We start from the raw sequence: 21682 nt of genomic DNA, 5'->3' as shown, positions 1-21682 counted from the left end.
GGGCCGGCACCGTGTGCGGTCGCCCGTCAGGCCCGCCGCAGCCGCACCGTGACGATCTCGAAGGGCCGCAGCGTCAGGGGCACCTCCGTCCCGTCCGAGCGGTCCAGGTCGGCCAGCGGCTGCTCCAGCAGGTCCGCGGTGTGTGCCGCCGCGAGCGGCACCGCGCTGGTCAGCGTGGCCGTGGCGGCTCCCCCGCGGGACTCGTAGAGGCGCACCACCAGGTCGCCCGAGCGGTCGTCGGCGAGCTTGACCGCCTCCACCACCGCCGCCGGGTTGTCGACGGCGACCAGCGGCGCGGCGTCCGCCCGGCCGGTGCGGGTGCGCAGCGGCAGGTTGAGCGCGTAGCCCCCGGCGATGGCGTCGCCGACGTCGGCGCCCGCCTGGAGGGCGTAGGTGAAGGTGTGCCGGCCGCGGTCGGCCTGGGGGTCGGGGCTGTGCGGGGCGCGCAGCAGGCTGAGCCTGAGCGTGGTGGTCGTGCCGCCGTCGTCGCGGGTGTGCCGGCGGACGTCGTGGCCGTAGGTGGAGTCGTTGAGGAGCGCGGCGCCGAAGCCGTACTCGCCGACGTGCACCCAGCGGTGGTGCCACACCTCGAAGCGTGCCGCGTCCCAGCTGGTGTTCTCGTGCGTGGGGCGGCGCACGTGGCCGAACTGGATCTCGGCGCTCTCGTGCTCCGCGTGCACCGCGAGCGGCCAGGCCGCCTTGAGCACCGCGTCGCGCTCCTGCCAGTCGATGTCGGTGTCCACCTCAAGACGGCGGCTGCCGGCCGAGAGCCGGAGCTCCTGCACGACGCGGGAGTCGCCGAAGGCCCGCACCACGCGCACCGAGGAGAGCAGCGGGCCCCGCTCGGACACGGTCACCGACTCGGCCGCGGTCAGGTCGCGCACCGTGTTGCGGTAGTGGTGGTCGATGTTCCAGGCGCTCCACGCGTTGGGGTCGTCGTGGTGGAGCTGGAGCAGGTTGCCCGGCTGGTCGGGGGCGAGGGTCTCGCGGCGCGCCGCCAGGTCGTACACGGACCGCACGAGGCCCTCGCCGTCGACGCGGACCCTCAGCAGGCCGTTGTCGAGCACGAAGCCGCCCGGCGCCCCGTCCCCGTCCGCGGCGTCGCTCTCCACGGTGACCGGCGCGGGCGGTGCCGGCTCGGCCGCGCCCGCGCCGAGCGCGGGTGCGGCGACGGCGACCGCGTACCGTCCGTCCGCCAGCCGCTGCGCGCCCTCGGGCACCGGGGCGCCCTCGGGCAGCACCACGACCTCCTGGCGGGCCAGCGGGCCGGCGTTGAACACCACCGGGGCGCCCGCCCCGTCATCCGGTGCGGCCAGCTCGGCGAGCGCGCGGTCGACGACGCGCTCCAGGTCGCGGTGGATCCCCCGGTAGGTCTCCTCCGCCTGCCGGTGCACCCAGGCGATGGAGGAGCCGGGCAGGATGTCGTGGAACTGGTGCAGCAGCACCTGCTGCCACAGCGCCTGGAGTTCCTCGTACGGGTAGGGCGCGCCGGTGCGCACGGCGGCGGTGGCCGCCCACAGCTCGGCCTCCCTCAGCAGCGCCTCCGAACGGCGGTTGCCGCGCTTGGTGCGGGCCTGGCTGGTGTAGGTGCCGCGGTGCGTCTCCAGGTACAGCTCGCCGCGCCACACCGGGCGCCGCGGGTACTCGTCCCGTGCCGCCTCGAAGAACTCGCCCGGCGCGCTCACCCGCACCCTCGGCGAGCCCTCCAGGTCGGCGAGGCGCCGGGCCTTCTCCAGCATCTCCCTGGTCGGCCCGCCGCCGCCGTCGCCGAAGCCGAACGGGGCCAGGGACCGGCTCGCCGCCCCCTTCTCGGCGAAGTTGTGCTCGGCGTGGGCGAGTTCGCGGCCGGTCAACTCGCAGTTGTAGGTGTCGACGGGCGGGAAGTGGGTGAGGACCCGGGTGCCGTCGATGCCCTCCCAGTCGAAGGTGTGGTGGGGCAGCTTGTTGGTGGCGTTCCACGACAGCTTCTGGGTCAGGAACCAGCGTGCTCCCGCGAGCTTCGCGAGCTGCGGGTACGCGGCGGTGTAGCCGAACGAGTCGGGCAGCCACACGCCGTCCTGCTCGATGCCGAACTCCGCGGCGAAGAACCGCCGCCCGTACACGAGCTGGCGGGCCAGCGCCTCGCCGCCGGGCAGGTTGCCGTCGGCCTCCACCCACATCCCGCCGACCGGCACGAACGTGCCCTCGCCGACGGCCTTCCTGATCCGCTCGAAGACCTCGGGGCGGTGCTCCTTCATCCAGGCGTACTGCTGCGCCGAGGAGCACGCGAACACCAGCTCCGGGTACTCCTCGGCGAGCGTGGTCACGTTGGTGAACGTGCGGGCGCACTTGCGGACCGTCTCGCGCAGCGGCCACAGCCACGCCGAGTCGATGTGGGCGTGCCCCACGGCGGTGACGGTGTGGGCGGAGGCGTGCGCGGGGCGGGCGAGCACCTCGGCCAGTTCCGCGCGGCCCGCGGCGGCGGTGGCGGCCGGCCGCCAGGGGTCGACGGCGTCCACGGCGCGTTCCAGGGCGCGCAGGATCTCGTGGCGGCGCGAGGAGCCCGTGGGCAGCTCGCGCATCAGCTCGTCCAGCACCTCGATGTCGTGCAGCAGGTGCCAGACGTCCTCCTCGCGTACGGCGATCTCCGCGGCCCGCAGCCGGTAGAGGTCGTCGTCGCCCGCGGTGTCCTTGGCGCCGTAGTGGGTCCCGATGCCGCGGCTGCCGCTGATCGGGGGGTTGGCGGCCAGCTCGACCAGCAGGTCGACCGGCTCGCCGCCGGCGGCGGCGCGGGTGAGCAGGACGGAGCGGTTGTACGGGTGCAGGCCCTGGAGGGGGGCGCCCTGGGCGTCGTGCACGAAGCCCTCGGCCTGTCCTCCGGGGCCCCGGGTGAGGTCGAAGTCCAGGTCGAAGACGGCCTCGACGCGGCGGCCCGCCCAGCCGGCGGGGATCTCCGCGCGGGCACGCAGCCAGGTCGTCGCCCAGGGCCTGCCCCAGCCGTCGCCGACGGCGAACGGCTCGTAGGCGGCGGTCAGGGCCTCGGCGACCGGGACGGGCTCGTCCGGTACGCGCCAGGCGGAGAGCTCCAGCGGCACCGGCGGCCCGTACAGCGCGGGGCGCAGCCGCTCGGCCGTGAACTTGGCGATGCGGTCCTCGGTGGACCTGCGGTCGTCATGCATCGTGCGCGGATTCCTTTGCGGTGGGGGCGGCTGCGGGGGCGTCTGCTGCGTCTGATGTGGGGGTGGTGGCACCGGCGGTGGGAGCGGACTCCGACGTGGCGGGAGTGGACTCCGGCGTGAGGGGAGCGGGCCGTGCTCCGGCGGGGGCGGAGCACGGCGCGGCGGGCGCGCACCCCGGCGCGGCGGGCGCCGGAAGGAGCACCGTGTCCTCCACCCCGTCCGGCCAGCTGACCAGGGCTTCGACGGCCCCGGTCGCCGGGTTGGCGCACAGGTGCAGCCGGGGCAGCTCGGCCTGGGTGAGCGGCCGGCCGGAGAGGTGGACGGCGGCCGCGTAGGGGTGCGCCCAGCGGGGCGGGCCCCCGGTGCGGAGGGCCGGGGTGGCGGAGGCGGGGCCGAGGGCGTTGGAGCCGGTGCCCTCGTGCACCTCGGCGTGGTCGAAGCCGTTCAGGGAGACGACGGTGCTGTGCAGGCCGCTGCCGGCGACCGTGGCCGTGGGCGGTGCCTGGTGGGTGGTGGCGGCGGGGTCCTGCGGGGTGCGGGGCAGCGCCCAGCCGCCGAGACGGAGGCGGAAGGGGCCGGGGTGGGCGGGGTGTTCCGGGGTCTCGGGCGCCGGGTCGACGCGGGCGATGCGCACCTCCAGGGGTCCGCGGAGCACGGACGCCACGGTGATCCAGGGGCCGAGCCGGTAGGTGGTGTCGGGGCCTCCGAAGCAGTCCCACCGCTCGTCGTCGGGCCAGTGGGCGCGGCTGCGGGAGACCGCGGTGCGTCCTGCCACCGAGAGCCGTTCGAGGGGGCGGCGGTGCGAGGCGCCTCCGGCGTCGTCGACGAGGACGGCGGAGGAGTCGACGGGTCCGCCGCGCGGGTCGCCGGGCGTCTCGGGCGCCGTGTGGGTGCCGTAGCCCAGGCGCCCGTACAGCGGGTCGTCGGAGTGCGGGCGGGCCGGATCCGCGTGGTCGCCGCCGTGGTTGGCGACGCGCACCACGCCGTCCGCGCGGGTGCCGGAGACCAGCCAGCCCGGGGCGGTCAGGGTCCGGTCGAAGTCGGCGCGCTCGACGGGCAGCGGCTCCTCGGTGGCGGTCCACACCGGGTGGCCGGGCGGAAGCAGCAGTCCCGCGAAGCCCTTGCTGGCCCAGTAGGGCGAGGCGGGCCCCGAGTACACCTGGAGGATCGGCCGGAAGGGCCGGTGCCAGCCGAGCGTCAGCAACCCGTTCTCGTCGGTGGCGCCGTGCCCCGTGAAGTGGCCGAGCATCAGGCCCGCGAGGCGCCGTGTCTGGCCGGGCGGCAGCGGGGTCGCGTCGAAGAGCGCGCCCGTCCACACGGGCGCCAGCGCCGCGAACCGGTACGTCAGAGAGCGGCCCTGGAGCAGCGGGGAGCCGTTGCCGCCGACGAGGTGGCGCGCGTCGTCGAGGAAGCGGCGCAGCCGGGCGCGGTAGCGGTCCAGCAGGCCGTCCGGTGCGGCGTCGCCGAGGATCCGGCAGAACCACAGCGGGTAGAAGTGCATGGCCCAGCCGTTGTAGTGGTCGTGGTTGCGGTGCGCCCCGCCGGTGAGCCCGTCGGAGTACCAGCCGTCGCCGGTGTACCAGGTGTCGGTGAGCTCGACGGTGCGGGTCAGGTCGGCCTCGCTCCACGCGCCGCCCGCGGTGCGCGCGAACGCCTCGGTGACGGCCTGGAACCAGATCCAGTTGTTGCCGGGCATCGCGTCGCCGACCATGGCGCCGAGCCAGGCCAGCACCTGTTCGCGGGTGCGCTCGGGCAGCCGGTCCCAGATCCAGGGGCGGGTCTCGTGCAGGGCCAGGGCGAGGGAGGCGGCCTCCACCTTGGCCTGGTTGGACTCGGCGAAGGTGGGCCAGCGCTCGGGGCTGCTGGGGTCCGCGCCCGCCCGGATGCCGTCCGCGTACCACTCGGCGAGGTGGTGGGGGTCGGCGCCGCCCGCTCCGGCAAGCCGGAAGGCGGCGAGCAGGAAGGTGCGGGCGAACCCTTCGAGCCCGTCGCTCCAGGTGCCGTTGTGGCTGGGCACGCCGGGCAGCCGGATCTGGGCCCGGCCCTCGCTGGCGTACGGCCGCACGGCGAGGAGGAGTTCGTCGGCGGTGCGCTCGAAGCGGGCGCGGTCCCAGCCGGACGCGGGGTGCGCCGCCAGGGGCCGTCCGGCGGAGGCCGCGGATGCGGCGGCGGGTTCGGGGGATGCGGGGCGCGCGGGTTCGCCGGTGGGGGCGGAGGCTCGGGCGGGGCCGGGGGATCCGGGGGCTTCGGCGGGGTCGGGGGAGGTGCCGGACGGGCGGGGTGCGGGGCTCATGCGTGCGGTCTCTTTCGACGGCGGCGGGTCATCGGCTCCGGCTCGTTCCTGGTGCTGGAACTCCCCTGCGGGAGGCGGTGCCCGGCGGCACCGAGGACCAACTGGCCGCCATGGTAAGTCCATCGATTTGACTTACGTCAATGCCCCGACGGCGGAAATAACATCGGCAATACCCTCACCGTGAGCCCTTCTCGCGCAGGTCACTTGCTAGGAAGCGCTCTCTGCCACGGGCCACCGGCCGTCGCCGGCTGGGCCGTTGAGCGGGCGGGCATCGGCACTTCACGCCGGGCGCCTCCCGCGACTGGCAACTTAATACTTTTACATCTGCGGGAAAACCGTGTTGGATGGCCGCCATGCGTGAGATGGCTGACGCGGCCGAGCCGCCGCTGACCGAGAAGGAGCGCGCCGCCCTGCGCGCCTGGGCGCGCGGCTCCGCGGAGCGCGCCGTGCGGGCCCGGATCGTGCTGGACGCCGACGCCGGCCTCAGCGTCACCGACAGCGCCCGGCACCTCGGCGTCTCCCGGCCGACCGTCACGACCTGGCGCAGACGGTACGCGGCGGAGGGCATCGCCGGCCTGGAGCACCGTCCGCGCAGCGGGCGTCCGCCGCAGGTCGACGAGGCCGACGTGGTCGCGGCGACGCTGGCGGGACCGCCCTCCCCGGCCGCGGTCTGGTCGGCGCGGGCGCTCGCCGACCGGCTCGGGATCTCGCACACCACGCTCGCCGGGGTCTGGCGCCGCTGGGGCGCGGGACCGGGCGACGGGCGGCCCCCCACTGTGCCGGCCGGCCCGCCCTGCCCCACGCTCCGCTCCGAGCTGCTGGGGGTCTGGGCGCAGGGGGACGGGGCGGCCCTGCTCGTGGTCGGGCAGGTCGCCCGCCCCGCCGGACAGCCCGGCCGGGCCGCCGACACGGAGGAGCGCCGCGCGGCCCACGCGGCGCTCGGGGCACAGCTCGACCGGGTGCGCGCGGTGCTGGGCGGCGCGGACGGCGGCGCGGGGAGTGCAGGGCCCAGCGGCTCGGGGAACGCCGGTTCCGGCGAGCCGGGGAACGCGGGCCCTGGCGGCCTCGGGAGCGCTGGGTCCGGCGGCCTCGGGAGCGCTGGGTCCGGCGACCCCGGAAGCACCGCGCCCGGCGGCCCGGGGAACGGTTCGGGAGGCGGCCCCGCCGCGCTGATCGCCGCCGTGGCCGAGCGGCACCCTGACCGGATCCTGCACGCGCTCGTGTGGGGCGACGCGGTCCGCGAGGAGGCGGGTGCCGCGGGCACGCCGGCGGTCACCTGGCACCGGGCGGACCGGACGATGAGCTGGCCGGGCACCGTGTGCACGCTGGCGCTGTCCGAACTGGTGCAGGTCCCCGGCCGGTTCAGGCCCGCCCTGCGGACGCTCGTCGACGCGGCGCGGGCGTTCGCCGACGCCGCGCGGGGCGGAGAGGTGTTCACCTGGCGGCGCGCGGAGACCGCCGGGAGCCGGGTCCCGGCCCCCCGCCCTGCGCCGCGCGCCTTCAACCAGCTCGCGCTGGGTTCGTACAACGAGAAGCTGGTCATCGAGAGCATCCGCGAGTCCGGCGCGCTCAGCCGCGTCGAGATCGCCGAGCAGACCGGTCTGACCCCGCAGGCCGTCTCCCGGATCACCCGCAACCTGCTGACGGCGGGGCTGCTGGCCGAGGACGCCCGGCAGTCCTCGGGGGCGGGCAAGCCCCGGGTGCCGCTGCGCCTGCGGCCGGACGCCGCCTGTGCCGTCGGCGTCCACCTGGACCCCGAGATGATCAGCGTGGTGACCGTGGACCTCTGCGGGGACGTGCTCGACCACCGCCGGCTCCAGCTGACCGGCCGCCGCGATCCCGAGTGGTGCCTGACGCAGATGGCGCGGCTCGCCCTGGAGTCGGCGGAGGCGACCCGTCCGGCGTCCGAGAACCTGCTCGGGGTCGGCGTCGCGGTCCCGGGCCCGCTCGACGCGCGCGCGGGCGTCGTCCTCGATCCGCCGCTGTTCGACGGGTGGGAGCAGGTGGCGCTCAAGACGGAGCTGGCGGACCGGCTGGGCGCCCCGGTCATCGTGGAGAAGGACGCCACCGCCGCGGCGATCGGCGAGCGCTGGCTGGGCGCCGCCGACCGGGCGAGCGACTTCGTCTACCTGTACCTGGGCGCGGGCGCGGGCAGCGGCGCCTTCCTCAACGGCGATGTGTACCGCGGCAGCACGGGCAACGCCGGCGAGGTCGGCGAGCTGTGCGCGATCAAGGCGGGCCTGCTCACGGACGAGGGCGGGCCGCGGATGGTGGACGAGTGCGCCCCGATCTCGGCGGCCGTGCAGCGGGCCGCCGCTGCGGGGCTTCCGGTGCCGGAGGGCGACGGCGCCTACGACTGGGTGTGCGCGGCGGCGGCCCAGGGCGACGGGCGGGCCGTGCGGGTGCTGGCGGAGGTGGCGCAGGTCGTGGCGCTGGGCGCGGTCGGGATCATCGACCTCTTCGACGTGGAGCTGCTGATCGTGGGCGGGCCCGCGATGCTTCCGTCGGTCGCCGGCATCTACCTGCGGGAGATCGCCGCGGCCGTCAACCGCTTCCCGGTGGCGCGGCGGGTGCGCGACGTGCAGGTGGCGCACTCGCGCCTGAACCAGGCCGCGGCACCGGTCGGCGCCGCGTCGAGCGTCTTCCACTCCGCCTTCACGCCGACCCTGGGCGCCCGCACCCGCCCGGCGCACCGGGGCACGGCCCGGATGTGACGGCCGCGCGCCCCGGGAAGCCCGATCGGACACGGACACCGCCCACCCGACCGGACACCGCCCGTCCGGCCGGTGGGCGCGCTCCCCCGTCAAGCTCCGGCCACCCCCCGTAAGGCGGCCGGAGCCCGTTCAGTCCCGCGGGTCGCCCGAGGAGTCCTCCGCGAGCCACTGAGCCGCCCGGCCCGGGTGGTCCGTGGTGATCGCGTCCGCGCCGATCGCCGCGAAGAGCCGGGTGTTGGCGCGGTCCGCGGCGGGCCAGGCGTCGACCTTCAGGCCCGCGGCATGGCAGCGGTCCACCAGCTCGCCGGTGAGCTCGGGCTTCAGCTCGGGGCAGACCCAGGCGGCCTTGAGGTCCAGCGCCTCACGCACCATGTCCTCGCCCGGGTGGTGGGTGATCAGGCCGCGCGGCACGTGGGGCAGCAGCCGGGCCGCCTCCTCGACGGCGGCCTTGTTGAAGGAGGTCAGCACCACAGGGCCGGGCAGCGGGGTGTGCCGCTCCCGCTCGGCGAGCGCCTGGACCGCCTCCAGCGCCTTGATCTCGATCTGCACCAGGTCGCCGCAGACCTCCATCGCCTCGTCGAAGGTCGGGATCCGCTCGCCCAGGCCGGCGTCCAGCTCCTTGATCCGTGCGAGCGTGAGGTCGGCGACGGCCCCTTCGCCGTCGGTCGTGCGGTCGACCGTCCTGTCGTGGATCACCACGAGGTGGCCGTCCGCGCTGAGGCGGATGTCGAGTTCGATGCCGTCGGCGCCGAGGGCGAGCGCCCGCCGGTAGGAACGCAGCGTGTTCTCCGGCTCGTCGGCCCTGGCTCCGCGGTGCGCGTACACCAGGGGACGGGTGACGGGGTGGTTCACAGGTGCTCCTCGATCGTGGTGCCGTAGCGGTCGACACCCTTGCGCAGCTGGTCGGCCACCTCCGAGAAGGCCTGCTGAGCGGGGGTGTTCCCCGACCATATGCGCTGCAGGGCGGTATAGATGCGCACATTCGCGTTCGGGATCATCATGCGCACCTGGTCGCCCTTGCGGGTGAGTTCGAGCTGCCGTACCGCGGTGGTGAAGTTCGGGTCGTCCCTCATCAGCTTGACGAGCGGGGCCTCTTTGACGGCGGCGGGCACCACGGGCAGGTAGCCGGTCTGGACGGTCCACTGCGCCGCGTTCTCCGGGCGGGCGAGGAACCGCACGAACGTCGCCGCCGCCTCCTTGCGCTCCCGGGGCACCCGCCGGAACATGCCGAGACCGCCGCCGCCCGTGTTGACCGCGAACTTCTCCTTCTTGGGAAGGAAGCCGGTGCCGAGCTGCCAGCCGTTCGCCTTCGCCATCTCGTTGATCTTCTGCAAGCCGCCCGTGGAGGTGACGAGGGTGGCGATGAGCTGGTTGCCCATGTCGGCCGTCGGCTCTGTGGCCATGTAGGCGATGCGGTCCTTGTAGATCAGCTTGCGCTGCCACTCCCCCGCCGCGACGGCGCCGCCCTGGTCGATGGTGACGTCCAGCCCCCTGGAGTACGCCCCGCCGAACTGCCAGGCGCTGCACTGGAACTGCCAGTCGCCGTCGACCTTCTGGTACGCCTCCAGGGCCACCTGCTGGCCGCCCGCACTCAGCCGGGTGATGCGGCGCGACCAGGCGTAGAGCTCGTCGTAGCTCTCGGGGGCGCGCACCGGCACGCCGGCCTTCTTGAAGAGGGTCTTGTTGTAGTAGAAGAGCGGCGTGGAGCGTGCCAGCGGCAGCCACCAGGTGCGCCCCTTGGCCCGGCCCTCGCTGAGCAGCTTGGGGTGGTAGGTGGCCGCCAGCTCGCCCGGCTCGAAGTAGGAGTCCCAGGGCTCCAGGGCTTCGCCGAAGTAGAACTTGTACCACTTGACGTCGGAGAGCACGCACAGGTCGGGGGCCTGGGCGCCGAGCAGGCTGATGACCGCCTTCTGGGCGCACTCGTCGTAGGTGCCCTGGAACTGCACCTCGACGTAGACGTCGCGCTGCTCGCGGTTGAAGGCGTCGACGAGTCGCTGAAGGGCCGGGCCCACGGGGTCGGCGAAGGTGGACCAGAGCACCACCTTGGTGCGCCCCCGGTACCTTCCGGGCACCGCGCCACCGGGCTGGGAGACGGGGCCGGTGGTCTGGCCGCAGGCGCTCAGGGCCGCGGCGAGGCCGAGACCGGCACCCGCACCGAGCACGCTGCGCCTGCCCAGCGGGGACGCGGTGGGGCCGGCCGGCGAGGGACGCGTCATTTCCCGGCTCCCTGGGTCAGCCCGGCGATGATGTACCGCTGGGCGAAGAAGAACACGACGAGGACCGGCACGATCACCATCACGGCACCGGCCAGGATCGCTCCCCAGTTGGCGAAGGTCTCGGTGTTCTTCAGGAAGAGCAGACCGATGGGGAGGGTGCGCATGTCGTCGCTGCTGGTGATGATCAGCGGCCAGATGAAGTCGTTCCACTTGCCGACCATGACGACGAGGGCGACGGTGATGACCATCGGGCGCGACATCGGCAGCACCACCCGGAACAGCGTGCGCAGGTGGCCCGCGCCGTCGATCTTCGCCGCGTCGATGACCTCCCACGGCAGGGTCAGCATGTGCTGGCGCAGCAGGAAGGTGCCGAAGACGGAGCCGAGGCCCGGCGCGATCAGGCCCGCGTAGGAGTTGACCCAGCCGAGCTGGGCGACCGTCAGGAAGTTCGGCAGCAGGGTGACGTGGCCGGGCACCATCATCGCGCCGAGCAGGACGAGGAAGAGCACCTTCTTGCCCGGGAACGGCAGGAAGACGAAGGCGTACGCGCACAGCAGCGCGGCCAGCAGCTCGATCGCCGTGCCGACCCCCGAGACGACCAGCGAGTTGAGGAAGTAGCGGCCGAAGGCGGCGGCGTGCCAGGCGTCGGCGAAGTTGGACCAGCGCAGGTCCGTGGGTATCCAGTGCGGCGGGTAGCTGTAGATCTCCGGGTTGGTCTTCAGCGCCGAGGAGATCAGCCAGTACAGCGGGCCGCCGGCGATGAGGGCGACCAGCACCAGCAGCGCGTGGAGCCCGAAGCGCCGGGCGCGGCGGGCACCGCGGCCGCCCCGGGCGGCGGGACCGGCGAGGCGAGGGGGCCCGGTCTCCGGGAGGGAGTCGACAGCGGTCACCGGTAGTGCACCTTTCGCTCGAGGAAGCGCGCCTGGAAGCCGGTGATCAGCAGCAGCACCACGAACATCACCATGGCGGCGGCCGACGCCCGTCCGGCGTCGAAGGTGCGGAAGCCCTGGTCGTAGATGAACCAGCTCAGGATCGACGTGGAGGTGCCCGGACCACCGCTGGTCATCACGGCGATCACGTCGAACGCCTGGAAGGTGGTGATGGTGCAGGTCACCAGGAGGAAGAAGGTGACCGGTGAGAGCAGCGGGAGGATGATCCTCCGCAGCCTCGTCCAGGCGCCCGCGCCGTCCAGCGCGGCGGCCTCGAAGACGTCCCTGGGCAGGCCCTGGAGCCCGGCGAGGTAGACCACGGCGACGAAGCCGGTGTTCTTCCAGAGGTAGACCAGCACCAGGCCGAACAGCGCCCACTTGGAGTCGGTCATCATCGCGGGGGCGGCCATGCCCAGCGGGGCGAGGAGCGGGCGCAGCAGGCCGTAGTCGGGGTCGAAGAGGAAGAGCCACAGGGTGCCGACGGCGGCTCCGGAGAGCACGTACGGCGCGAAGGTCAGCGTCCGCACGACGTTGCGCCCGCGCAGCCGCTGGTTGAGCAGGAGCGCGGTGGCGAGGCCGAGGACCAGGCCGCCCGCGACGACCCCGACGACGAAGACCACCGTGGTCCACAGGCTGCCGGTGAAGTCCGGATCGCCGAAGAGCGAGGCGTAGTTGTCCAGGCCGGTCATGTGCCAGGACGAGGAGACCATGTCCCAGTCGGTGAAGCTCAGATAGGCGTTGTAGACGACCGGCCAGTAGGCGAAGACGAGCAGGAAGAGGAAGTTCGGGGCGGCGAAGGCGGCGAAGAGCAGGTAGTCACGCCGCCGACGCCGGGCACGGAGCCGGCGGCCGGCCTCGCCGGGCGCCGCGGGGCCCGGCGGAGCGGCAGCGCCGTCCTGCTGCGCGTCGGTCGTCACGACAGCGGTGTCCTTCCGGTGAACCGTACGGCGCCCCCGGGCGGGGCGCGGTGCCGCCCCTAGGAATACCAACAAGGTGAACGAGAAGAGAACACCGCGTTGTGTTACGACTTCGCACCCGGGCAGCCGGACAAGTCCGGTGCACCGCCCCCCACTTCCACCTTGAGCTGGCACAACAGCAGGAAACGGTGGGCCGGATGGAACCTCACACATCCCGTGTGAGGAGAAACCCGTGATTGGCCTCAAGGATCGTTTTCAGCCACTATACACTCCACGTATACACCGCGTGTATAGTGATCCGCATGCTCGATTCGACCAAGAACGCATTCAGCACATCCAACGCATTCGGGGTGAGCGGACGCCGGAGACGCGGTGCCGGTTCGCCGGCCCGGTCGGCGTGGGGCGGGACGGCGCGCCGGGCCGGGCGGCGGGCGGTGGCGCGGCGAGCGGGGACGCTCCTGACGGTGGCGCTCTCCCTGGTCCTGGCCACCACCGGCTGCACGCGCTACGACACGACCGCGCCCAGCGCCGCGCGCGCCGCGGCCGACCCCGACCACCCGGCTCCGCTCGGCGCCGTCGACTGCCGCAAGGCCAAGTGCATCGCGCTGACCTTCGACGCGGGACCCAGCGCGAACAGCCCGCGGCTGCTGGACATCCTGAAGGAGAAGCACGTCCACGCGACGTTCTTCCTGCTCGGCAAGAAGCACATCGCGCGCTATCCGGACCTGGTCAAGCGCATGGCGGCCGAGGGCCACGAGGTCGCCAGCCACACCTGGGACCACCGGATCCTCACCCGGATCAGGCCCGACGAGGTGCGCGCGGAGCTCACCCGCCCCGACACGGCCATAGAGAAGCTGACCGGCCGGAAGCCCACGCTCATGCGCCCGCCCCAGGGCCGCACGAACAAGACGGTCAACGACATCTGCCGGCAGCTGGGCCTCGCCGAGGTGCTGTGGAGCGTCACCGCGAAGGACTACCTGACCACCGACTCCGACCTGATACGCAAGCGCGTGCTCGACCAGGCGGGCCGGGACGGCATCATCCTGCTGCACGACATCTACCGGGGCACGGTGCCGGCGGTGCCGGGCATCATCGACGCCCTCAAGGCACGGGGGTACGTGTTCGTCACGGTGCCGCAGTTGCTGGCGCCGGGGGATGCGGAGCCGGGGACGGTCTACAAGCCGTAGGCCGCGGGCGCGGCCGGGAACCGGGGTGCCCCCGGACGGCATGCCTCGGATACGTCGTGGCTTCTTGCGCAGTTCCCCGCGCCCCTTGTCCAGGCGCTTCGCGCCTCCAAAGGGGACTGCCGGTGGGTGGTGACGGCTCGGGTGCGTCGTGGTTGCTCGCCCAGTTCCCCGCGCCCCTTATCCGGGCGCTTCGCGCCTCCAAAGGGGACTGCCGGTGGGTGGTGACGGCTCGGGTGCCTTGTGGTTGCTCGCCCAGTTCCCCGCGCCCCTTATCCGGGCGCTTCGCGCCGCTGCGGCAGCGCAAGCGCGTCGTCGGTGCTCGCTCCCCCACTGCTTTGAGGACGTGGGAGGTACCTCCACCCCGCGCATGTAAAGGGGCGCGGGGAACTGCGCGAGCGACCACGACGCGCCGGAGGTGAACCGCCGGCGGAGAGGCCCCCTTTGGGCGCGACGCGCCGGATCGTCACGCGGCTCTGCCGCACGGGCACGATCGGCCCGCCGGGCCAGTGGTGGCGTGCGTGGCGCGCGGCCGGCCGCGTACCGCCCGCTCCGGCACCTGCGGCGCCTACCATCGCGTGATGGTCCTCTTCCGTGTGGTGCGGGACTCCCCCCATCCCCCAGCCGAGACCTGGCGGCGTGTCACCCGGTGGGAGCGGCACGGCGGCGCGGTGCCGCTGACCCGGATGGTCGTCATGACACCCGCGCCGACGCGCGAGGGCACCGTCTTCGTGGCGCGTACCGGTCCCGCCCACTCCCGGCTCGGGCGCACCCGGCCCGTGGCGGCCGTGCTGCGGTGGACGGGGGCCGCGCGTCTCGGGTTCGACGACCCGATGAAGGTGACGCTCTGGCAGCCGCCCGCGGACGGCGCCGCCGGACTCTGCCACCTCGAGAAGCTCGGCGAGGTGATCAGGGGCCGGGCCGAGATCGAGGTCCGGCCGAGCGCCGCCGGGGCCCTGGTCGTCTGGCGCGAGGAGGCGCGGGTGCGCGCGCTGCCGCGGTTCCTGGACCCTCTGCTCGCGCCGGCGTGCCGGCTGGTGTTCGGACGGGCGATGGATCGGCTGCTGCGGGACTGAGCCCTGGCGGGACCGCCGGGACGGGTGAGCCGCACACCGCACAGCCCCCGGCCGCGTCCTGCCGCGCCCGAAAACCCGGGGCTCCAAGGCCCTCGCGGTCCTACACTCCCCCGAGCACCGGCGGGCGTGCCCCGCGGATGAGTTCCAGGGCCATCTCGGAGAACCAGGCGCCCGCGGGCGGGTCCGGCGTGCCGCGCCTGGGGTCGGCGGGGCCCTGCGTCCCCCGCAGGCAGCCGCCGTCCGACTCGCCCGGGACCTTGATCCAGAGCCGGGCGTCCTCCAACGGGTCGCCGGTGCGCAGCGTCGGCCGTGCGCCCAGGCCCCGGCCCGGCGGATTGCACCAGTCCTCCGGGGCCGGCGAACCCGCCCGGGACGCGCTCCACGGGCCCTGGCCGTTGCGCCCCGTGTCGGCGACGAAGTGGGGCAGCGCGGACGGCTTCGCGGGGACGTGCGCGGCCAGCCAGGCACGGGCGCGGTCGTGCGGGGTGCCCTGGTCGGGGCAGTCGGCGGGGTCGCCGCCCCGTGCCGCGTAGCCGAGGCAGGAGGAGACCAGGGAGCCGTACCAGGTGACGGCCTCGTCGGGCTGGAAGTTGGCGACGTTGAGGGAGAAGCCGGCGGCCCGGCCGGCGCCCGCCCTGACCAGCCGCGGCACGATGTCCCTGACGCTGTGCCAGGCGGGGTGGCCGGCATCCAGGTAGACCCGGGTGCCGTGGCGTCCAGCCAGCGCCCCGACGGCGTAGGAGAGGTCGCGGTAGCGCGCGGCCGTCCGGGCTTCCGCCGGGCCGGCCTCCGCGGCACGGGTCCCGGCGCACTCGCTGGGCAGCAGGGCGAGCGAGTCCGGCTCCAGGACCACCAGGGCCGGGCCGCCGCCCAGGGCGCGGGCCACCGCGTCGATCCAGGCCCGGTACCGGGTTCCGTCGGCGGCGCCGCCCGCCGAGTACCGCGCGCAGTCGCGGCCGGGCACGTCGTAGAGGACGAGGGCGGGCACGGCGCGCTGGCGGGTCGCGGCCCGCATCACGGCCCGCACGCGCCGCTCGGTCGCGGCCGGGCTGCCGCCGGTGAGCCACACCGCCCGCGGGGTACGTGCCATGGCCAGCACGCCCGCCGCCTCGGCGAGCCGCCCCGCGAGCCTCAGCTCCGCGGCCTGGCGCAGCGCACCGGAGGTCGGCGCGGGGGCGTAGAGGCGGCGGGCACGCGGGCCTTTGGCTACGCGGGCATGCGGGGCCTTGGTCGCGCGGGCACCGGCCGCGGCTCCCACCCGGACGGCGGCAGCCGGACGGGCGGCAGAGGCGCCGGGACGGGCGGCAGAGGCAGGCGGACGCGCGGCAGGGGGAGAGCCGGCGGCAGGAGCGGGACGCGCGGCGGGCGGGCGCGCGGAGGCGGGTGCGGGAGAAGCGGCCGGCGCGGAGCCGGTGTGCCTGCCCGCCGGTGCGGGCCCCGTGTGCCTGCCCGCCGTCACTGCGGTCGCCCGTGCCGGCGCCGGCCGCAGGGCGGGCGCCGCCGTGGCGACCGCGCCCGTCGTCAGTACGGCACCGGCCGCAACGGCCGCCGCTCCCGTGCCCAGAACCACCGGCCAGCCCGGCACCCGTCCCATACCGTCACTCCAACGTCACCGAGGGTCGTCGAGACCAGCATGCGGCCCCGGCCTCGATCGCGCAGGTCGCAGCGGCGCCCGATCGCCATGAAAGGGCCATGACGCGGGGCCGGCACCGCCGCGTCCCCCGGCCGTCACGGCACCGTGCGCACCGCCCCGCCCTGCCGCCCCGGCCCCGTCGACGCCGCCGACGCCGACGCCGCTGAAGACTCGCGCGCGATGTCGCGGTGGATGGGCGTCCGCGCCCCGGTGAGCGGGGCGCCGGTGCCGCCGCGGCGGTGGGCGACGATCTCCGCGGCGATGGACACCGCCGTCTCCTGAGGCGTGCGGGCGCCGAGGTCCAGGCCGATGGGCGAGCGCAGCCGTGCCAGCTCCCGGTCGCCGACGCCGGCCTCGGCGAGCCGGCGTGCCCGGTCCTCGTGGGTGCGCCGGGAGCCCATGGCGCCGACGTAGGCGACCGGCAGCCGCAGCGCCAGCGCCAGCACCGGCACATCGAACCTGGCCTCGTGCGTCAGCACGCACAGCACCGTGCGCCCGTCCACCTCGGTGCGCTCCAGGTAGCGGTGCGGCCACTCGACCACGACCTCGTCGGCGTCGGGGAAGCGCGCGCTGGTCGCGAAGACGGGCCTGGCGTCGCAGACCGTGACCCGGTACCCCAGGAAGGCACCGACCCGCACCAGGGCGGCGGCGAAGTCGACCGCCCCGAACACGATCATGCGCGGCGGCGGCGCCGAGGACTCCACGAAGAGCGTGAGCGGCTCGCCGGAGGGATCCACGCAGGCCACCTGCGCCCCCCGGGCGTTCTCGCCGGCCCCGCCCCGCAGTTCCACGTTCCCCGTGCGGCCCGCGTCGAGCATCGCGCGCGCATGGGCCGCGGCCGTACGGTCCAGGGCGTCGCCGGCGCCGAGGGTGCCCTCATGGGAGCCGTCGGGCCGGATGTGCAGGGCCTGGCCGAGCAGGCCGGGCGGTGCCACGAGGCGCCCCACGGCCGTCGCGCCGCCGCCGGCCGCCGTGGACAGGGCGGCGGCGAGAGCGCCGCGCGCCGGGGAGTCCGCGAGGACCGGGGTGATCAGGACGTCGATGACGCCGCCGCAGCTGAGGCCTACCGCGAAGGCGTCCTCGTCGCTGTAGCCGAACCGCTCCACGACACAGCCGCCGCCGATCAGTGCCTCCTGGCAGAGCTCGTAGACGGCGCCCTCCACGCACCCGCCGGAGACCGACCCGATGACGGTGCCCTCGGTTTCGACGGCGAGCGCGGCACCCGGCTGCCGGGGTGCGCTGCCGCCGACGGCGACGACCGTGGCCACGGCGAACTCGCGTCCCTGCTCGACCCACCGGTGCAGTTCCTCGGCGATGTCCAGCATGTCCGCCTCCTGTGCGGGTGGGGTGGGTGTGCGGTGTGGGGCCCGCCGGGGCCGGGCGGCGCGGTGATGTGCTGTGCGCCGGTGCCGGGGCCCCGGTGGCCGGATGTGTGCGGACGGCCGTGCGCCCCGGGGGACCCGGGGGCCCGCACCTCGGGTAGCCCCCCGGTGCTCAGTGCACACCGAGCGCGCTCTGCAGCGGGTGCAGCGCGTAGTAGGCCAGGAAGACCGCGGCCAGCCCCCACAGCAGCGCGCCGACCTCGCGGGCCCGGCCCTGGGCGGCCCTGACCACCACGTGCGAGATCACCCCGGCCGCGACCCCCGCCGTGATCGAGTAGGTGAAGGGCATGATCACGAGGGTCAGGAAGACCGGCACCGAGGTACCGCGGTCGGCCCAGTCGACGTGCCGTGCGTTTGTCATCATCATCGCACCGATGACCACCAGGGCGGCGGACGCGACCTCCTGGGGGACGATCGCGGTGAGCGGCGCGACGAACAGGCAGGCCGCGAAGAGCAGGCCCGTGACCACGGAGGCGAGCCCGGTGCGCGCGCCCTCGGCGACCCCCGTCGCGGACTCCACGAACACGGTCTGTCCCGAGCCGCCCGCGAGACCGCCGATGGCGCCGCCCGCACCGTCGACGAGCAGCGCCTTCGACAGTCCCGGCATCCGCCCCCGGTCGTCCGCGAGGCCGGCCTGGGCGCCGACGCCGATGATGGTGGCCATCGCGTCGAAGAACCCGGCGAGCACCAGGGTGAACACGATCATCGTGACCGTCACCGCGCCGACCTGCCCGAACCCGTCGAACCGCACCTGCCCGAGCAGCGCGAAGTCCGGCGCCGACAGGGCGTTCCCGTGCAGTTCGGGTGCGCCGGCCGCCCACTGGCCCGGGTCGATCACGCCGAGGGCGTTCAGCGCGCCCGCGGCGGCGGTGCCCGTGACGATGCCGATGAGGACGGCGCCGGGCACCCGGCGGGCCGTCAGGGCGAGGGTCAGCAGGAGGGTGCAGGCGAAGAGGAGCACGGGCCAGCCGGTGAGTTCGCCCCCGGGGCCAAGGGTGAGGGGGGTGCCTTTGCCCTGGTGGACGAAGCCCGCCTTGAAGAAGCCGATCAGGGCCACGAACAGCCCGATGCCGAGGGTGATGGCGTGCTTCAGGGCGGGCGGGATCGCGTTCATGATCCGCTCGCGGAGCCCGGTGACGACCAGCAGCATGATCACGCCGCCGTAGATCACGCACAGGCCCATCGCCTGCGGCCAGGTCGTCTCCGGCACGACCTGCGCGGAGAGCACGCCGGACACCGACAGCCCCGCGGCGAGTGCCAGGGGGACCCTGCCGACCAGGCCCATGAGGAGCGTGGCGCAGGCGGCGGCGCCGGCGGTCGCGGTGATCAGGGCCCCTCTGCCGAGGGTGTGCCCGGCGGCGTCCGGACCGCCGAGGAGCACCGGGTTGAGCAGCAGGATGTAGGCCATCGACATGAAGGTGGTGGCGCCGCCGCGCAGTTCCCTGGCGAGGGTCGAGCCGCGGGCGGTGATGTGGAAGTAGCGGTCCAGGGGGCCGGCGGCCGTCCTGGGCGCGGGTGCGACGGTGGTGGCGGGGTGTCCTACCGGTTGCCGGGTCATCGTGCCTCCTCCCGAGGTTCACAGGGCCACCCGCGGCGGCGCGCGCTGCGGCGGCCGGACGGGGTGGGGATGTGGTACGGCCCGGGGGGACGGCCCCAGGGGTTCACGCGCGGGCGCGGGCTGCGTCCGGTGCCGGATGGCGCCGGCACCGGGGCACGGCCGCGTTCAGTCGCCGGGCGGCCCCTGCGGGGTGCCGGCGGGTGCGCCGCCGACCAGGTGTTCCGGCCGGACGGGCGCGTGTGTGAGCGGCAGTCCGGTGGCGGCGCGGACGGCGGCGAGGATGGCGGGCGTGGACGAGAGGGTGGGCGCCTCGCCCGCGCCGCGCAGCCCGTACGGGGCGTGCGGGTCGGCGAGTTCGAGGACGTCGACCGGGAGGGTCGGGGTGTCGAGGATGGTGGGGATGAGGTAGTCGGTGAAGGAGGGGTTGCGCACCCGCGCGGTGACCGGGTCGACGACGATCTCCTCCATCACCGCCATGCCGAGCCCCTGGATGCCGCCGCCCTGGATCTGGCCGACGACGGAGAGCGGGTTCATCGCCTTGCCGACGTCCTGCGCGCAGGCCAGCTCGACGACCTTCACCATGCCGAGCTCGGTGTCCACCTCGACGACGGCGCGGTGCGCGGCGAACGAGTACTGGACGTGCCCGTCGCCCTGCCCGGTGCGGGGGTCGAAGGGCCGGGTGGGGCGGTGCCGCCACTCCTGCTCCGTCTCCACGGCGTCGTCGCCGAGCACGTCCGCGAGGTCCGCCAGCACCTCGCCGCCGCCGGTGACGACCTTGCCGCCCTCCAGCAGCAGTTCGGCGGTGGCCCACGCCGGGTGGTGGGTGCCGAACTTGCGGCGGCCCGTCCGGAGGACCTCCTCGCGCACCTTCTGGCAGGCGGCCCGGACGGCGCCGCCGGTGACGTACGTCTGGCGGGACGCTGAGGTGGATCCCGCCGAGCCCACGCGCGTGTCTGCGGGCTGGATCGTCACCCGGGAGATGCCCAGCTCGGTGCGCGCGATCTGGGCGTGCACGGTGACGCCGCCCTGCCCGACCTCCGCCATCGCGGTGTGGACGGTCGCGACCGGCTCGCCGCCGATGACCTCCATGCGCACCCGGGCGGTGGAGTAGTCGTCGAAGCCCTCCGAGTAGCCGACGTTCTTGATGCCGACGGCATAGCCGACGCCGCGCACCACGCCCTCGCCGTGCGTGGTGTTGGAGAGCCCGCCGGGCAGCTGGCGGATGTCGGCGCCCTCGGTGGTCTCCCACTGCCGCTCGGGCGGCATCGGCAGCGCCTTGACCCGGCGCAGCAGTTCGGCGACCGGCGCGGGCGAGTCGACGCGCTGCCCGGTGGGCATCAGCGAGCCCTGCTCCATGGCGTTGCGCTGCCGGAACTCCACCGGGTCCATGCCGAGTTCCGCCGCGAGCCGGTCCATCTGCGCCTCGTAGGCGAAGCAGGCCTGCACGGCGCCGAAGCCGCGCATCGCGCCGCACGGCGGGTTGTTGGTGTAGAGGGCGAGCGCCTCGATGTCGACGGCGTCGACGACGTACGGCCCCGCGGAGAGCGAGGAGGCGTTGCCGACGACGGCCGGGGACGCGGAGGCGTAGGCGCCGCCGTCCAGCACGATCCGGCACTTCATGTGGGTGAGCCGGCCGTCCCTGGTGGCGCCGTGCTCGAAGTGCAGCCGCGCGGGATGGCGGTGGACGTGGCCGAAGAAGGACTCGAAGCGGTTGTAGACGACCTTCACGGGCTTGCCGGTGCGCAGCGCGAGCAGGCAGGCGTGGATCTGCATCGACAGGTCCTCGCGGCCGCCGAAGGCGCCGCCGACGCCGGCCAGCGTCATCCGCACCTTCTCCTCGGGCAGGCCGAGCACCGGGGCGATCTGCCGCAGGTCGGAGTGGAGCCACTGGGTGGCGACGTACAGGTCGACGCCGCCGTCCTCGCCGGGCACCGCGAGCCCGGACTCGGGCCCGAGGAAGGCCTGGTCCTGCATGCCGAAGGTGTAGTCGCCTCTCACGACGACATCGGCGCGCAGGGCCGCCGCGGCCACGTCGCCGCGGACGATCGGCTGGCGGTGCACGACGTTGGGGTGCCCGGCGTACGGGGCGTGGGCGTCGGTGCGGCCGGGGTGGAGGACGGGTGCGCCGGGGGCCAGGGCCGAGGCCTCGTCGGTGACCACGGGCAGCTCGCGGTACTCGACCCTGATCTTCCCGGCGGCCCGGCGCGCGGTCTCGGGGTGGTCCGCGGCCACCAGCGCCACGGGTTCGCCGTGGTGCCGGACGCGGTCGTGCGCGAGGACGGGGGTGTCCTGGATCTCCAGGCCGTAGTGCCTCACGCCGGTGGGCAGGTCGTCGTAGGTCATGACCGCGTACACGCCCGCCTGCGCGAGCGCCTCGGACGTGTCGACGGAGACGATCTCGGCGTGGGCGACGGGCGAGCGCAGGATGTGCCCCCAGATCATGTCCTCGTGCCACATGTCGGAGGAGTACGCGAACTCCCCGGTGACCTTGAGGACGCCGTCCGGGCGGAGCGTGGACTCGCCGATGCCGCCCTTGGCGCGGGAGCCCTGGGTGAGGCCGGTGGGCAGCCCCGCGGGGGTCATGCGGGTGCTGGTGCGGGACGGGCGGGGACGCTCGGCGCG

Annotated in this window: 13 protein-coding genes; 3 read left to right on the top strand and 10 right to left on the bottom strand. The window is 74.7% G+C overall.

Going from position 1 to position 21682, the window contains the following annotated elements:
- Positions 1-26: 26 nt before the first annotated feature.
- Both Sm713_RS32300 and Sm713_RS32295 read right to left on the bottom strand, forming a co-directional pair.
- Positions 27-3158: a glycoside hydrolase family 38 C-terminal domain-containing protein gene (locus Sm713_RS32300; protein WP_212913509.1), complete on the bottom strand. Its 3132-nt coding sequence runs from the start codon at positions 3156-3158 to the stop codon at positions 27-29.
- Positions 3151-5451: a DUF2264 domain-containing protein gene (locus Sm713_RS32295; RefSeq protein WP_212913508.1), complete on the bottom strand. Its 2301-nt coding sequence runs from the start codon at positions 5449-5451 to the stop codon at positions 3151-3153. The genes Sm713_RS32300 and Sm713_RS32295 overlap by 8 nt, the downstream gene beginning before the upstream one ends.
- A gap of 353 nt (positions 5452-5804) precedes the next feature.
- On the opposite strand from Sm713_RS32295, the gene Sm713_RS32285 reads away from it, so the two are divergent.
- Positions 5805-8165 (top strand): ROK family protein, encoded by a 2361-nt coding sequence (locus tag Sm713_RS32285; RefSeq protein ID WP_249416831.1) that lies wholly within the window; start codon positions 5805-5807, stop codon positions 8163-8165.
- A 129-nt stretch (positions 8166-8294) separates the two neighbouring features.
- On the opposite strand, the gene Sm713_RS32280 is transcribed toward Sm713_RS32285, so the two are convergent.
- The 4 genes from Sm713_RS32280 to Sm713_RS32265 are packed head-to-tail and all read right to left on the bottom strand — an operon-like array spanning position 8295 to position 12227.
- Positions 8295-9017 (bottom strand): glycerophosphodiester phosphodiesterase, encoded by a 723-nt coding sequence (locus Sm713_RS32280; RefSeq protein ID WP_212913507.1) that lies wholly within the window; start codon positions 9015-9017, stop codon positions 8295-8297.
- On the bottom strand, positions 9014-10381 hold the full coding sequence (locus Sm713_RS32275) for an ABC transporter substrate-binding protein (protein WP_212913506.1): 1368 nt from the start codon (positions 10379-10381) through the stop codon (positions 9014-9016). The genes Sm713_RS32280 and Sm713_RS32275 overlap by 4 nt, the downstream gene beginning before the upstream one ends.
- Positions 10378-11271, bottom strand: a complete 894-nt coding sequence (locus tag Sm713_RS32270) for a carbohydrate ABC transporter permease (RefSeq protein ID WP_212913505.1) — start codon at positions 11269-11271, stop codon at positions 10378-10380. Before Sm713_RS32270 ends, Sm713_RS32275 begins: the two co-directional genes overlap by 4 nt.
- The gene (locus Sm713_RS32265; RefSeq protein WP_212913504.1) at positions 11268-12227 is read right to left on the bottom strand and encodes a carbohydrate ABC transporter permease; all 960 of its coding nucleotides are present in this window, start codon (positions 12225-12227) and stop codon (positions 11268-11270) included. The genes Sm713_RS32270 and Sm713_RS32265 overlap by 4 nt, the downstream gene beginning before the upstream one ends.
- Positions 12228-12529: 302 nt before the next feature.
- Between Sm713_RS32265 and Sm713_RS32260 the strand changes: the two genes are divergently transcribed.
- On the top strand, positions 12530-13414 hold the full coding sequence (locus tag Sm713_RS32260) for a polysaccharide deacetylase family protein (RefSeq protein ID WP_212913503.1): 885 nt from the start codon (positions 12530-12532) through the stop codon (positions 13412-13414).
- A gap of 578 nt (positions 13415-13992) precedes the next feature.
- Positions 13993-14487, top strand: coding sequence for an SRPBCC family protein (locus Sm713_RS32255; RefSeq protein WP_212913502.1), 495 nt, complete (start codon positions 13993-13995; stop codon positions 14485-14487).
- Between the two features lie 100 nt (positions 14488-14587).
- Here Sm713_RS32255 and Sm713_RS32250 read toward each other — a convergent pair whose 3' ends face one another.
- From Sm713_RS32250 to Sm713_RS32235, 4 genes are all read right to left on the bottom strand, one after another.
- Positions 14588-15745 (bottom strand): glycoside hydrolase family 6 protein, encoded by a 1158-nt coding sequence (locus tag Sm713_RS32250; RefSeq protein WP_212913501.1) that lies wholly within the window; start codon positions 15743-15745, stop codon positions 14588-14590.
- Between the two features lie 470 nt (positions 15746-16215).
- Positions 16216-17445, bottom strand: a complete 1230-nt coding sequence (locus Sm713_RS32245) for an XdhC family protein (RefSeq protein WP_212913500.1) — start codon at positions 17443-17445, stop codon at positions 16216-16218.
- 169 nt (positions 17446-17614) lie between these two features.
- Positions 17615-19060, bottom strand: coding sequence for an NCS2 family permease (locus Sm713_RS32240; protein WP_212913499.1), 1446 nt, complete (start codon positions 19058-19060; stop codon positions 17615-17617).
- Positions 19061-19225: 165 nt separating this feature from the next.
- Positions 19226-21643, bottom strand: a complete 2418-nt coding sequence (locus Sm713_RS32235; protein WP_212914993.1) for a xanthine dehydrogenase family protein molybdopterin-binding subunit — start codon at positions 21641-21643, stop codon at positions 19226-19228.
- Between the last annotated feature and the right edge of the window lie 39 nt (positions 21644-21682).

This window comes from Streptomyces sp. TS71-3, from assembly GCF_018327685.1.
Lineage (GTDB): Bacteria > Actinomycetota > Actinomycetes > Streptomycetales > Streptomycetaceae > Streptomyces.
The sequence above is the reverse complement of the archived record's forward strand: the minus strand, read 5'-3'. Positions and strand labels throughout refer to the sequence as shown.

Bases quoted from the DNA above. Each gene is read 5' to 3' on its own strand.
- Sm713_RS32245 (WP_212913500.1), bottom strand. From the start codon at position 17,445: ATGCTGGACATCGCCGAGGAACTGCACCGGTGGGTCGAGCAGGGACGC.
- Sm713_RS32255 (WP_212913502.1), top strand. From the start codon at position 13,993: ATGGTCCTCTTCCGTGTGGTGCGGGACTCCCCCCATCCCCCAGCCGAG.
- Sm713_RS32300 (WP_212913509.1), bottom strand. From the start codon at position 3,158: ATGCATGACGACCGCAGGTCCACCGAGGACCGCATCGCCAAGTTCACG.
- Sm713_RS32295 (WP_212913508.1), bottom strand. From the start codon at position 5,451: ATGAGCCCCGCACCCCGCCCGTCCGGCACCTCCCCCGACCCCGCCGAA.
- Sm713_RS32240 (WP_212913499.1), bottom strand. From the start codon at position 19,060: ATGACCCGGCAACCGGTAGGACACCCCGCCACCACCGTCGCACCCGCG.
- Sm713_RS32260 (WP_212913503.1), top strand. From the start codon at position 12,530: ATGCTCGATTCGACCAAGAACGCATTCAGCACATCCAACGCATTCGGG.
- Sm713_RS32285 (WP_249416831.1), top strand. From the start codon at position 5,805: ATGCGTGAGATGGCTGACGCGGCCGAGCCGCCGCTGACCGAGAAGGAG.
- Sm713_RS32275 (WP_212913506.1), bottom strand. From the start codon at position 10,381: ATGACGCGTCCCTCGCCGGCCGGCCCCACCGCGTCCCCGCTGGGCAGG.
- Sm713_RS32235 (WP_212914993.1), bottom strand. From the start codon at position 21,643: ATGACCCCCGCGGGGCTGCCCACCGGCCTCACCCAGGGCTCCCGCGCC.